At 44.2% G+C, this 12,601-nt stretch carries 12 protein-coding genes and 3 pseudogenes; 3 read left to right on the top strand and 12 right to left on the bottom strand.

Annotated features, from left to right (window positions below):
- Window positions 1–71 precede the first annotated feature (71 nt).
- Window positions 72–1,118 (top strand): nucleotidyltransferase domain-containing protein, encoded by a 1,047-nt coding sequence (locus HQ39_RS00510; protein WP_036862646.1) that lies wholly within the window; start codon window positions 72–74, stop codon window positions 1,116–1,118.
- Window positions 1,115–2,053 carry an STING domain-containing protein gene (locus HQ39_RS00505; RefSeq protein ID WP_036862645.1) on the top strand — a complete coding sequence of 313 codons (939 nt, stop codon included), beginning with the start codon at window positions 1,115–1,117 and terminating at the stop codon, window positions 2,051–2,053. The genes HQ39_RS00510 and HQ39_RS00505 overlap by 4 nt, the downstream gene beginning before the upstream one ends.
- A gap of 64 nt (window positions 2,054–2,117) precedes the next feature.
- On the opposite strand, the gene HQ39_RS00500 is transcribed toward HQ39_RS00505, so the two are convergent.
- The 6 genes and pseudogenes from HQ39_RS00500 to HQ39_RS09725 all read right to left on the bottom strand — a co-directional run.
- On the bottom strand, window positions 2,118–2,609 hold the full coding sequence (locus HQ39_RS00500) for a hypothetical protein (RefSeq protein WP_235317624.1): 492 nt from the start codon (window positions 2,607–2,609) through the stop codon (window positions 2,118–2,120).
- A gap of 200 nt (window positions 2,610–2,809) precedes the next feature.
- Entirely contained in the window at window positions 2,810–3,733 is a 924-nt protein-coding gene (locus HQ39_RS00495) for a relaxase/mobilization nuclease domain-containing protein (RefSeq protein ID WP_036862641.1), read from the bottom strand.
- Complete coding sequence (mobC, locus tag HQ39_RS00490; RefSeq protein ID WP_394358428.1) at window positions 3,730–3,879, bottom strand: plasmid mobilization relaxosome protein MobC; 150 nt, start codon at window positions 3,877–3,879, stop codon at window positions 3,730–3,732. Before mobC ends, HQ39_RS00495 begins: the two co-directional genes overlap by 4 nt.
- Window positions 3,880–3,987: 108 nt before the next feature.
- On the bottom strand, window positions 3,988–4,239 hold the full coding sequence (locus tag HQ39_RS09675) for a hypothetical protein (RefSeq protein ID WP_235317630.1): 252 nt from the start codon (window positions 4,237–4,239) through the stop codon (window positions 3,988–3,990).
- Window positions 4,240–4,332: 93 nt separating this feature from the next.
- A pseudogene (locus HQ39_RS09730) lies at window positions 4,333–4,449 on the bottom strand (DUF6371 domain-containing protein); the annotation flags it as partial.
- A 115-nt stretch (window positions 4,450–4,564) separates the two neighbouring features.
- Window positions 4,565–4,669 (bottom strand): annotated as a pseudogene (locus HQ39_RS09725) (DUF6371 domain-containing protein); the annotation flags it as partial.
- Window positions 4,670–5,031: 362 nt separating this feature from the next.
- On the opposite strand from HQ39_RS09725, the gene HQ39_RS09355 reads away from it, so the two are divergent.
- Entirely contained in the window at window positions 5,032–5,505 is a 474-nt protein-coding gene (locus HQ39_RS09355; protein WP_081965351.1) for an HU family DNA-binding protein, read from the top strand.
- Here HQ39_RS09355 and HQ39_RS00480 read toward each other — a convergent pair.
- From HQ39_RS00480 to hemL, 6 genes and pseudogenes are all read right to left on the bottom strand, one after another.
- Window positions 5,458–6,195, bottom strand: a pseudogene (locus HQ39_RS00480) (phage integrase SAM-like domain-containing protein); the annotation flags it as partial. The gene HQ39_RS09355 and the pseudogene HQ39_RS00480 sit on opposite strands and share 48 nt — an antisense overlap.
- A gap of 88 nt (window positions 6,196–6,283) precedes the next feature.
- Entirely contained in the window at window positions 6,284–7,186 is a 903-nt protein-coding gene (locus tag HQ39_RS00475) for a helix-turn-helix domain-containing protein (protein WP_036862640.1), read from the bottom strand.
- A gap of 245 nt (window positions 7,187–7,431) precedes the next feature.
- Window positions 7,432–8,838 (bottom strand): tRNA uridine-5-carboxymethylaminomethyl(34) synthesis GTPase MnmE, encoded by a 1,407-nt coding sequence (gene mnmE / locus HQ39_RS00470; protein ID WP_036862638.1) that lies wholly within the window; start codon window positions 8,836–8,838, stop codon window positions 7,432–7,434.
- Between the two features lie 115 nt (window positions 8,839–8,953).
- Window positions 8,954–9,205 carry a type B 50S ribosomal protein L31 gene (locus HQ39_RS00465; RefSeq protein ID WP_036792009.1) on the bottom strand — a complete coding sequence of 84 codons (252 nt, stop codon included), beginning with the start codon at window positions 9,203–9,205 and terminating at the stop codon, window positions 8,954–8,956.
- 403 nt (window positions 9,206–9,608) lie between these two features.
- Entirely contained in the window at window positions 9,609–11,303 is a 1,695-nt protein-coding gene (gene ettA / locus HQ39_RS00460) for an energy-dependent translational throttle protein EttA (protein ID WP_036862636.1), read from the bottom strand.
- An 8-nt stretch (window positions 11,304–11,311) separates the two neighbouring features.
- Window positions 11,312–12,601: a glutamate-1-semialdehyde 2,1-aminomutase gene (gene hemL / locus HQ39_RS00455; protein WP_036862635.1), complete on the bottom strand. Its 1,290-nt coding sequence runs from the start codon at window positions 12,599–12,601 to the stop codon at window positions 11,312–11,314.

Here is a 12,601-nt window from a genome sequence, read left to right as displayed (position 1 = left end):
GAAGTGTGAAAATAGAGTACACAGTTCGCTTTTACCTTTGTAGAGAATAATTAAAACAACTTATCTTTAGTATGGATTATAAAAGTAAACTTATAACTCTTTCGAATAGGTATAACCCAGAAAGAGTTTCCCTTTTTGAAGCTAGACACTTTAGTAATAGTGGTTTGCTATCTACAGACAGAGACGTTGTCCAGTATGTAAAAAAAGCAATGTGCGCAGTCGATGAGGATTATACTCAAAAGACTAAGCAAGCTGGAGAAGCAGCAAAAGGACATTTAGAAAGAGTATTAAGAGATGTCTCGTTTGAGTACCAAGGCTCTGTCATGACAGACACTCACATTAAGGGGGCTAGCGATATCGACCTTCTGGTGCTTTGCAACAAGTTCTATGATACCGAAATAACTAAAGTTAGAAAGGAGATACAAAGTCCATCTCTGAATTACACACCACAAGAGGTCTATCGACTAAGTAGATATAATCAGTGCTTTTCTGAATATCAAGGAAATAGTTATGCTGATTTAGCCAATCTTAGGGCAGATATTGAAAGGACGATGAAATACATCTATGATGAGTGTGATACGTCACACGCTAAAGCCGTAAAAATAAGGAATAAGCATCTGCATCGTGATGTAGATATCGTAACAGCTTCATGGTTTCAATCTCTGAATTACGTTTTGCATGATATGCCTAAAGAAGAACTAGGAATTAAGATATACAATAAAGATAAAGGATATGCGGAAGGCCCAGATTATCCATTTATGAGTATCTCAAAGATTAATTCAAGAAGTGCAGATACCAATGGACGCCTAAAGCGAATGATTCGTTTCTTGAAAAATGTAAGAACTGATTCGGAACAGGAAATTCCATTGACAAGCTTTGATATAAATGCTATATGCTATTCAATTCCTGTACGTGATTATATCTATCTCGACTATAAAGGTCTGGTTCATATTTTGTGGTCTACGATGTTCTATTTATGGCACGGCCATCAGGAAGGACAGCTTAAATCTGTTGTTGGCGATGAATATGTTTTCCAAGGGAAGCCTGAAAAAGTAGAAGCATTAAAGATGCTAGAGGATGAAGTGTATAAGATTAAAACTGATTTGGAGAAAGTATGAAACCAAGAGTTTTTATTGGTTCTTCTATGGAGGGACTTAAAGTTGCTGAACGAATTAAGAGGTATTTCTCTCCAGATTATGAGTGTTTTCTTTGGACGGATGATGTATTCAGAAATAATGAGTCCTTTCTGGAAACTCTTGTCAAATCTGCAAGTTTGTTTGATTTCGGATTTATGGTTTTCTCCGCAGATGATGAGGGTATTGTGCGAGATAAAAACTTTGAAACCCCACGAGACAATATCCTCTTTGAATATGGTCTTTTTCTTGGAAGAGTGGGGCTAGACCGTGCGTTTGTTATTGCTGAAAACGCGGTTAAGATCCCAACAGATATGTTGGGTATCACACAAACACGCTACGAAGTAGAGAAAAATGAGCAGGGAGAAAAGGTGGCGACAAATTCTTTGGAAAGCGGATTGGAAAAGCTGAAGAAACAAATTGATGAGAATCTGCATTTGGGACATCTAGGACTTCTTCCTTCGACAGTAATTGCAATTTCCTATTTTGAGGGATTTGTTAAATTAGCAGCCGAATGGATTATGAACAACACGCCTAACTTAGAATTAGAAGATAGGAAGTATAAAGGGGGCACCCTCTACATTAAGATACCTGATACTCTAGATGCCGATATAAAGAAAAGTGCCATGCTATTCTATAGAAAACAGGGACTTCATGAGGCAAAAATGACCACAGGGCATAGACACTATCCTATACATTTTGTTGCCAAAGAAGAAGATGATATTTTAGAAATCTATGATATGCCAACAATACTTAGTGGCATAGATAAAGCAATTGATATGTATTTCAGGATTGGCCATATTGGAAAGAGTAACCAACAGAAACTTGCGGAGGATAATGAAATGAGTAATTTCAGAAGAGTTCTTCAATTGCTAATAAATGAAGATGCTTTTTGTCGTGAGTGTGTGAGAATTATCTGACGATATGCTATTAGAAATACTACCCCACGTATTGCTTACATGCAATTACGTGAGGTATTCTGTTTCATTGTTTTAACTTCTTAGATAGTGCTTCTTGCTCTTCATTTAAGTGTTGCTGCTGGAGGTGTAGTTCGGCTTGGCGTTCGACTGCGAGTTCGTAGTTCGTGACACGAGAGCGAAGCTTGCGAATAGAGTCGTCTGAGTCTTCGGAAGAGAAAAGGCTGTCAAGGCTGGCGATGTTTGGCTGTGTATAGCCGAGCTCCATTCGTAGGATACGATAACGGAGAGCATGACTATCAAGGGTTTGACTGATACCATAGAGATGTGTCGCCCAACCGATGATGCAAGCAAGGACAGCGACCATCACACCCCATACGAGCCATTCTACCCAGCGTTTGACATCGAAAAGGTAGTATTTGGAGAGCTTTATCTCGGGTGTGGTTTGTTTGGCTTGGAGTTCTGTCAGGAGTTTGTCGGTTGTTTCGTCTTGACTTATCTGTACCTCGGCAATGCCTGACTTCATTTCGTGGATGCGCTCACCAAGTTTAGCGATCACTTGACAAAGTTCCTCTCTGAATCGACGATGAAACTCCAGTTGCTCCTCTAAAATCTTGGCGATTCCTGCGAGATTTTTCCTATTCTCGATTTCACCTTGTGACTCTGTTGGTTGTGGTAAATTGAAGATGCTCGCTTTGAGTTCTCGATTCTGTTGCTTGATTTCCTCCAATACTTCGAGGAGGACGTTGATTTGGTCGTTCATAATCTTCTGTGTTTTAGTTTCTTATTGGCTTGATTTCTGAGTTTGCGTTGGAATACGAGTTCGGCAACATCTACGGCAGGCGCATTGCTGTCGAATAGGTCCACTCCAAGGTCTTCTATGGCTTCGCTCAATTCTTCGATAAAACCATCCTCTTTTGGTAGGGCAGGCAGAGAAAGAGCTTGCATTGCATTTTGTTCTAAGGCAAAGGAGAGTTTGGAGTAGCTACACAAGCGGTCGATATGCGAACCGCTAAAGCTGACACCGTCCATAGAGAAAATAACTCCTTCGACTTTCTCAGTTTGTCCCTTTGTTTTGAATTGTACTTCGACACCCTGCTTTTGTAGTTCGGAGGTAAGCTCCTGCCAGTTCGTGCATTTGGGTAGTGCAGCTTGTATTGCATCGAAGATGGCATACCTTAGTTGATCATTTCCTCTTAGGCGATGACGTTTTACAGCCTCTTTTCCTTCGCCCCATTTCAGCAGGTTAGCCTCGGTGAGTTCTTTGCAGACCTTTGTTGAGCGATACTTTTCGTTGCTGTCTGAAATTGTTTTCCCCTCATTATTCACTCGATTGATACAGATATGTAAGTGTGGGTGCTCTCTGTCAAGATGCCGTACGATGAGGTATTGAGTATCTGCGTAGCCCATTCGTTGGAGATATTCCTTCACCAAATCTGTCATTACCTTATCAGATAAACGCTCTGTATCTTCGGCAGAGAAGCTGAGAATGGTATGGCAAACAGGTTTCTTTACATTGGGGCGCATTGAGGCTTGTAAGGCAAAGTCATTTGCAATATCCGATGCTTGAGCATTAGCTCTCACGCCCTCGGCATAAAGGATTCGGGCTTTACCTTCTTGCTTACCAAGGATATAAGCGAGTACTCCAGAGAAGGATGTCCCTTTGATTATCTTGGCTATCATCTTTTCAAGTTTTTGAGTTGTTCATCGACCAAGAGTTTCAACATTCTTAGTTCAGTCGGTACAGTGGATGCCCCGAACGTATTTAGGCGATGAGCAATCTGGTTGATGTTATTCGCCATGCCTGAGAGGAGGCGGATTTCCTTCATTTGCTGTACCGTTCTTTTGTTTTATTGATGAGACCATCGGGATTGTTTCGCCCTGAGAGGTGGGCGTTGGGGAGGTTTGGGGTAACCCAAAACACAAACTTGCTTCCATTATCTACGAAGTCCTCTCTTTCGGAGGGGAGGCTTGGTTGAGCTGGTCTCTTTGACCACTCGAAGTTCAAGTTTCTCTACCAAAAGTTTAAGTGCCGGATTGTGCTGGATCAATTCGCTCAGCACCGATTCTTTGGTTTTGATCTGAAGGAGATAATCGGCTATATCGTACCCTTCATGTTGGTCTTTAGAAGGAGCATGCCTCTCCAAATAATCGAAGAGTTGAACCTCTGTTCCCATGGATTGCATCATCAACATTTTTTCTTGCCGGTATGCAGTCGCACCGAGATCCGGAAAAAGAATAACGTTCCTGCCCAACAGAGGCGTGAGGCTGCTACTTTTGAAATATCCATGTTTTCCTCCGGTAGCCGGCCAAAGATATTGGGGTAGGTAGTGCGAGGCAATGAGAGCCGTCTTCTCTCTCTCGACCAAAGCCACCGGTTTTTGAGTCTCTTGCGACAAAAGATGCTCCCCGAAAAGACATTGACGCAGGTTGTAGTTCGGGCGATTGAGCAGATCTATGTACCCACGTAATATGATTGAACGGCTTCTTTATCCTCTTACCTGTTTCGGGATCGTAAAGCATAATCTTACCAGCTCTCACTTGTCCTTGGGTGTCTATTTGCCAAAAGACCGTTGCTCCTGCCCAATGCCCGGAAGTGCCGACATGGTAATGTCGCATAAGTTGTAATCCGTTTTCCGTTCCGAGACGTCCACAGAAAAAGAGATAAAGATTATTGAGTTCGTACCCCTTTAGGGTCTTCTCCATCATTTCTCTATCAATAAAAGAGGACGGATCCGGAGCAATTACCGGAGTATTTTCCTTTGAAAAGTTCTCCTCTATGAGAGCGCTTTTTTAGATCCTATATACAGCGATAAATTTTCTTATATACGAAAATTTATTTCTGCATATGCGAAAAAAAATTTTTGCATATGCAGAAATTTTTTTTTGTATATACAAAAATATGGCTACCTTCGGAGAGCGACAAGAACGCATTCAAATCAAAACAGAAAATCACTAGTTAACAGCTAATTGAGATCATTATGATTAAGATTAAAGCAATCGAAAGAAAAGCAGGCTTCGGCAAGACCAACAAGACGCTTTGGTATCCTGCAATCCATATGCATTCGGATGTAAAGTTTGAGGAGTTCATCGAGCTGATGGCGGACGAGACGACCATCTCTTCGGCTGACATTAAGGCGGTGTTTGACCGTGCTTCAAAGGTGCTCATTCGCCTGCTCCAAGATGGCAAGAGCGTCGATTGTGGCGACATGGGGACATTCCGCCCCAGCATCACGGCGAAGAGAGGTTCGGGTGTTGATAGTGCCGAGAAAGTAGGCATCGAACTCGTGGACAAGGCGAAAGTCATCTATACGCCTCGTGTGAAGGTAAAGACTGCTCTTAAGGGCGTTCGCATGGAGCGTGCCGAGCGCGTGCTTGATGTCGTCTACAAACCTTCGGGCAAAAAAAAGAGTGAAATCTTCCCATCGGAGATTGAGAATATCGCTGATACGTAGCCCCGTAAGGCAAGAGAAGAGAGAAGCTCTTTTCAGAACATCATGCTCACAGGGTGTCTGAGCAAGTATCTTCACTTCATCAAGTGTCAAATACTCTTTCTTGACCTCCTTAGCCTCTATCTTATCTAAAAAGTCATTGATATTCTCTCTTAGCCACTTATCTCGATACGCAATCTTCAGTAGTCCCCTAAAAGTGGAATAGTAGCCAGATGCAGAGTTTGTGGAGACTTTCCCTTTTCGTTTGAGTTGCTTGGCGTTGAGAAGGTACTCTCGAAAGCCTTGGCATAGCTCTATCGTTATGTCTCCAAAGGTGCAATGTCCTTGCACATAGTTGTAAAAGTGTTGATAGACGATGCGCCACTTTTGGTCTTTCTTTCGACACATTTTCAAGAAGTATGCAAGGAAGTCGGTTTTCATTTTAGTTCGATCTAGGAAGCCAAACTCTTCATTGATAAGCGACTGTACACGAATACATCGAATAGCTTCCGCCTTGTTCAACATATCCATGTTAAACTCTCGCTCCATCTCATTCTTAGGATGGGCGTAGATATAGATGCCGAGATACTCCCGACGGCTCATTTGCATGGTTTCGGGATTGCGCACGGCTGGATAATAATCGAGATAGAGCGATATACGCCCGTTTCTGATAGCTCTCTGTCGGAGCGTTACTTTGGGACAAGTATGTCTCATACAATTGCTGATTAGAGGGTTATATTTATTGATTCAGTTGCAAAAGAATAAGGTGATAAGAGGGTGCCCTACACCACCGACAAATAACTTATCGAGTGATGCTGGGAGGTTTGAGGACTTCATCCAATTCTTGCTGAGAAATAAGGACGTTCCGACCTTGCTTTAGTTTAGGGACATTATAACGTTTGGTATATTGATAGAGCTGGTCACGAGTAAGACCAAACTTTTCCATAGCCTCCCGAACAGTATAGTAGCTTGGAGCTGCCTTATCAAGTACTCCTTTAGCTGCTTCTACATGTTTGGTGGAATAGTAACTTTTACCTTTGACTTTCTTTCTGGGGATGTTGTGGTCAGAGACGAAGTTGTAGACGGCTGTGAGCGTCATATCGAATCTTTCTTGTATCTCCACGGCTGTACACCATTCTTCGATATGAGAAGCAGGAGCCTGTTTAGCAAAATAGGCATCTATATGCCGTTTGCTCCAATAGGTCTTGCCTCTGTTATAAGTTCGAGGGATATTCTCTCGCTTGGCTATTGCAAAAAGAGAAGATCGAGATATGTTGTGGATATCGCACACCTCGTCTGTCGTATATAATTCCGTAATTACGATTGCATCTCTGGGCTGTCGTTTCTCATAAGGTCGCTCTGCTAACATCCGTTCAATGTCTTCACGCTTGACGATTGAGCGTTGAGAACTCAAATTATAAGCCTTTAAGTTCCCTGAGTAGATATATCTATATATTGTATGCCTACTAATACCAAGTAATCGCCCAGCTTCTGAGATGGAGAGATAAGGTTTGTCTATAATATCACTGACCTTTTTCTCTTGTTCAGAAAGTTCTGTTCTGCGTACCCTCTCTTCTCTTTTTTGAGCTTTGTAGGCTCTGCTATTACATCTATGTGAGCAATACTTGGTAGTCGTCTTCAAAGCTATAAACTCCTGTTTGCAATGCTCACACACTTTTTTTATTGGAATTTTGCTCGCTGTCATTTCGCCATATTTTTGTTTTGTACTGTCTATTGGTGTTGCACCGTGTCTCATTTGTCCAGCATCTCGGTATATACGCGAGGGGCTGGAGGGTTGGCGAGCTGCGTGCGGTACAAATAAGGTACAAGAATGAGCGAAAGAATGGCTCCGAATGAGGCCTAACGAACAGATAGGGCAAAAAGAAAGGCGCTCATAATGAACGCCTTTTCGATATTTGGTGATATATGATTATCGGTTGTAATCAGAAATTACTTGCCAATACAAAAGTTCTTAAAGACATGATGGAGGATGTCGGAAGAGGAAATTTCTCCGGTAATTTCAGCCAAGTGTCGGAGAGCATCTCGGAGGTCCATGCTGACGAGTTCGCCCGATATTCCGGACTCCAAGCCGAGCAGGACACGATCCAGAGCAGAGACGGCATTGGATAGAGCCTCGAAATGACGGGCATTGTAGACGATGAGATCCTCGCTTTCTGCCTCGCCATACATTTCATTATAAGAAGATACAAGAAGAGAGGTGATGTCGTCTGCATACGTAAAATGACGTGCAGATATGGTAAGGACAGAAAGAGAGCCATCGGAGAGAGCGTTTAGCAAGGAGCGTTTAGCTTCTCCATCGGATTCTGTGAAGAGGTCGCACTTGTTCAGCAAGGCTATCACACGCTTATCCTGCCAATGTTCGGAGAGTTGGGCATACTCCTCCTCTATTGTGCCGTTATCTTTAGTCCCATCTATCACCCAAAGTATCAGCTCTGCCCGCTGCATTGCAGCAAAAGATCGTTGGATGCCGATCTCCTCTACCGTATCGGTTGTTTCCCTTATACCGGCAGTATCTATCAGACGAAACTCTTTTCCGTCCAGTATCACCGTATCTTCTATGGTATCTCTTGTGGTGCCATGAATATCGGTAACTATCGCTTTGTCTTCGCCCAAAATCAGATTGAGAAGAGAAGATTTCCCGGCATTTGTAGAGCCTACGATGGCTACCGGGATACCACTCTTCAGTACCGCACCACGAGAAAAGCTGTCTGCAAGCCGTTGAAGGTCGGCACGCTGTTGTGAACAAAGAGCTATCAATTCGGATCTGTCTGCAAACTCCACATCTTCTTCGGGGAAGTCGAGCTCCAATTCCATCAAAGCACAGAAGTGAAGAAGAGTTTCCCTCGTGGCTTCTATCTTCTTACGAAATCCGCCCCGCATCTGCGTCAAAGCCATACGGGCAGAAGAGCGTGTACGTGAAGAGATGAGATCTGCCACTGCTTCTGCCTGACTCAAGTCCATCTTCCCTGCCGCAAAAGCCCTCTGCGTAAACTCTCCGGGAGCTGCCATGCGACAGCCTGCCACGAGCAGCGATTGGATGACCTCCTGTAATATGAATGTGGAGCCGTGGCAGGCTATCTCCACTACATCGTCCCCCGTGTAAGAGTGAGGCGCACGAAATACGGAGAGTACCACATCATCTATGGTCTCGCCCGTTTTCGGATGCTTCCACCAGCCGTAGAGCAGTCTGTATCCTTCTGCTTCGGCAGCTTTGGATACACCTTTGGCAGGGGTGAAGCACCTGTCTGCAATCTCCAAAGCCTCCGTTCCCGACATTTTGACAACGCCTATGGCGGAGACGCCCATCGGTGTGGCAAGTGCACAAATCGTATTCATAGGGATAAATGTAATGGGATAAAAAGAAATCTCGGCAAGGGGATGACAGAAAACATCCTCTTACCGAGACTTTTATTTCTTTGTTGATAGTCTCTTTACGGCTTTTCTATCGGGCTTATTTGCCTCTCTTACCGTAACGGCTCATGAACTTATCCACTCTACCCGCAGTGTCCACAAGCTTAGCTTTACCTGTGTAGAATGGGTGAGAAGAGCTGGAGATTTCTATCTTAAGTAGAGGATATTCTACTCCGTCAATCTCGATAGTCTCCTTTGTTGCTACTGTTGAACGAGTGATAAATACCTCCTCGTTAGACATATCTTTGAACGCTACCAAGCGGTAGTTTTCTGGATGGATCTCTTTTTTCATCGCTATATGCTTTTGTTATTATTATTCAGTCTATTGGATGGTAACCGGATGCGACCGCAAAGTTATCAATTTTCTTTCTAATATGCAAACATCCAAGAGAACTGTTTGCTGTGATAAAAATCGGAATAATCGGGTTCAAAAATCCGATTTATAGTATTAGGAAGTTTTGCCGGACGTGATAAAAAGAAGAAACCAAGACTTGATTTGCAGTTTGCAAGCATTGATCCTAAAGAGTCGAGGCGTGATTTCTGCAAATCAAGTCTTGGTTTCTTCTTTTTTTCGGTATCAGCAGACTTTTTGTTCCCGTTAAAATCTTCTTTTGAAAGCGTTTAGCGGAGATTGTTTATCGTGCCGAAAGAGCCTTTTGTCGGGAAGAGTATGTTCCGTCTTTGCTCCAAGTCTGTTAGAGATGCTCTCCGAGCTTACGGTATTTCGTCTTCTTGACGGCATCTTCACCCAGGCGACGAATCTTGTCTTCCTCGTATTCGGTGTAAGTTCCCTGATAGAAGTAGGTATTTCCGTCCCCTTCAAAGGCGAGAATGTGTGTACAAATTCTGTCGAGGAACCAGCGGTCGTGAGAAATGATTACGGCGCAACCGGCAAAGTTTTCAATACCTTCTTCAAGGGCTCGAAGGGTATTGATGTCGATATCATTGGTAGGTTCGTCCAGAAGAAGGACATTGGCACCGGAACGCAGAGTCAGTGCCAAGTGAAGACGATTCCTCTCCCCTCCGGAAAGAACACCGCACAACTTCTCCTGATCTGCCCCATTAAAATTGAATCGAGAGAGATACGCTCTTGCGTTTACCTCCTTGTTGCCGATCTTTATAAGCTCTTGTCCGCCGGAAACGACCTGATAGACGCTCTTTGCAGGGTCTATATCCTTGTGCGTTTGGTCTGCATATCCGATGGTTACAGTCTCTCCCACTTCAAATGTACCGCCATCCACGGTCTCTTCTCCAAGAATCATCCGGAACATGGTGGTCTTACCTGCACCGTTCGGACCTATCACTCCCACAATGCCATTGGGAGGAAGCATGAAGTTGAGATCCTTAAAGAGGACTTTATCTCCGAAAGACTTAGAGACATTGGTAGCCTGAATCACCTTGTTACCAAGGCGAGGCCCGTTCGGGATATAGATTTCGAGCTTCTCTTCTTTCTCTTTCTGCTCTTCGTTGAGAAGTTTTTCGTAAGCATTCAGACGAGCCTTACCTTTAGAGTGGCGAGCTTTGGGAGCAAGATTGATCCACTCCAACTCTCTCGCCAAAGCCTTGGCACGTTTGCCCTGAGTCTTCTCTTCCATTGCGAGACGCTTGGATTTCTGATCGAGCCAAGAGGAATAGTTCCCCTCCCAAGGGATACCCTCTCCCCTATCCAACTCTAAAATCCAACCTGCCACATGGTCAAGGAAGTAACGGTCGTGCGTGATACAGATAACGGTGCCCGGATAACGCTGAAGGTGTTCTTCCAACCAGTCTATACTCTCAGCATCGAGGTGGTTGGTAGGTTCGTCGAGCAACAAAATTTCGGGTTGGCTCAGGAGCAAACGACACAACGCTATACGGCGGCGCTCACCACCTGAAAGATGATCCACGAGCCGGTCTGCAGGAGGACACTGCAACGCCTCCATCGCTTTGCTTATACGGGTATCTATGTTCCAAGCATCAATAGCATCGATACGATCTTGCAGCTCTGCCTGACGCTGGATAAGCTTATCCATCAAGTCCGGATCGTCCAACACGTCCGGATCTGCAAATCTCAGATTCACCTCTTCAAACTCTTGAAGCAGCGCAGTAGCTTCTCCGGCTCCTTCCATAACCACCTCTTTCACGGTCTTTCCTTGAGGAAGTTGAGGATCTTGCTCCAAATATCCCACTCTGTATTCGGGCGAGGCGTAAACGACATGACCATCGTACTCCTTCTCTATTCCTGCTATGATCTTAAGCAGTGTGGATTTACCCGAACCGTTGAGACCGATGATGCCGATCTTCGCTCCGTAGAAAAATGAGAGGTATATATTCTTTAGAACCGTTTTATTGGGTGGGAACGTTTTGCTTACTCCCACCATCGAAAATATGACTTTCTTATCGTCTGACATGCTGTGTCCTATTTATATAGTTGTTTCAAACTCTTTTCTATTGCTTCAAATGTGCGAGCAAAATCTTCTTCCGTATGAGCACCGGATACGAAGATTGCCTCAAACTGAGATGGTGGAAGGTAGATACCTTGCGCGATCATCAGGCGGAAAAACTTTGCAAATAACTCTGTATCGCAAGCTCGTGCATCTTCGGCATTACGTACAGGCTCACCTCTGAAAAATATGGTAGAGAGTGTCCCGGAAACCGCATAGTACAAGTGATCGGCATAAGGTTCGATCAGCCGCCCCACTCCATCGGAAAAAGCTTTTCCCTTAGCCTGCAATGCAGGATAAGTTTCCGGCTTTTGCAACTCTTTCAGCATAGCTATACCAGCCGCAAGAGCGAGGGGATTTCCGGAAAGTGTTCCGGCTTGATACACCGCTCCATCGGGAGAAAGAGCATCCATTATCTCTGCTCTACCGCCAAAAGCACCTACAGGAAGACCTCCTCCTATTATCTTTCCAAGACAGGTAAGATCGGGGATAACACCATAAAGTTTCTGTGCTCCTCCGGCGGAGAGACGAAATCCGGTGATCACTTCGTCAAATATCAGAAGAGAGCCATACTCGGATGTTACACGCCTTACCTCTTTCAAGAAGTTTTCTTCCGGCTTTATTATACCCATATTACCCATAATGGGCTCTATGATCACAGCCGCTATTTGGGAACCATGTTTCTTGAAAAGATCTTCCAAAGAAGCTATGTTGTTAAACTCTGCAACGAGAGTTTCGCTCACTGTGGAAGTGGTAACGCCATTATTCTGTACGGATGAGAAGGTTGCAACACCGGAACCGGCTTGTACAAGAAATCCGTCGGAGTGTCCGTGATAACAACCATCGAACTTCACAATGAGCGTTCTCTTCGTGTATCCTCTTGCCAGACGGACAGCACTCATTGTAGCTTCCGTACCGGAGTTTACCATCCTTACCTTTTCCATGGAAGGGAAGAACGACTTTACAAGCTTGCTCATCTCCACTTCCAAAGGTATGCATGCCCCAAAGCTTGTGCCCTTTGTGGCTGTCTTTTGAATGGCTTCAACAATGGCAGGATGAGCGTGCCCCAAAATATGTGGCCCCCACGAAGAGATAAAGTCTATATACTCGTTGCCATCGACATCAAATATATGCCCCTTCGTTCCGGACTCTATATAGATAGGATCCATCCCGACAGACTTGAAAGCTCTTACCGGGCTATTTACCCCTCCGGGTATATGTTTTACCGCTTCTCGAAATAGTTCTATAGATTTGTTCCACTGCAT

The sequence above is a fragment of the Porphyromonas sp. COT-108 OH2963 genome (assembly GCF_000768895.1).
Lineage (GTDB): Bacteria > Bacteroidota > Bacteroidia > Bacteroidales > Porphyromonadaceae > Porphyromonas_A > Porphyromonas_A canoris.
The sequence above is the reverse complement of the archived record's forward strand: the minus strand, read 5'-3'. Positions and strand labels throughout refer to the sequence as shown.

Coding starts and splice junctions, on each gene's coding strand:
- HQ39_RS00510 (WP_036862646.1), top strand. CDS start 72: ATGGATTATAAAAGTAAACTTATAACTCTTTCGAATAGGTATAACCCA.
- HQ39_RS00505 (WP_036862645.1), top strand. CDS start 1,115: ATGAAACCAAGAGTTTTTATTGGTTCTTCTATGGAGGGACTTAAAGTT.
- HQ39_RS00495 (WP_036862641.1), bottom strand. CDS start 3,733: ATGATAGCCAAGATAATCAAAGGGACATCCTTCTCTGGAGTACTCGCT.
- mobC (WP_394358428.1), bottom strand. CDS start 3,879: ATGAAGGAAATCCGCCTCCTCTCAGGCATGGCGAATAACATCAACCAG.
- HQ39_RS09675 (WP_235317630.1), bottom strand. CDS start 4,239: ATGATGCAATCCATGGGAACAGAGGTTCAACTCTTCGATTATTTGGAG.
- HQ39_RS09355 (WP_081965351.1), top strand. CDS start 5,032: ATGATTAAGATTAAAGCAATCGAAAGAAAAGCAGGCTTCGGCAAGACC.
- HQ39_RS00475 (WP_036862640.1), bottom strand. CDS start 7,186: ATGACAGCGAGCAAAATTCCAATAAAAAAAGTGTGTGAGCATTGCAAA.
- mnmE (WP_036862638.1), bottom strand. CDS start 8,838: ATGAATACGATTTGTGCACTTGCCACACCGATGGGCGTCTCCGCCATA.
- HQ39_RS00465 (WP_036792009.1), bottom strand. CDS start 9,205: ATGAAAAAAGAGATCCATCCAGAAAACTACCGCTTGGTAGCGTTCAAA.
- ettA (WP_036862636.1), bottom strand. CDS start 11,303: ATGTCAGACGATAAGAAAGTCATATTTTCGATGGTGGGAGTAAGCAAA.
- hemL (WP_036862635.1), bottom strand. CDS start 12,601: ATGCAGTGGAACAAATCTATAGAACTATTTCGAGAAGCGGTAAAACAT.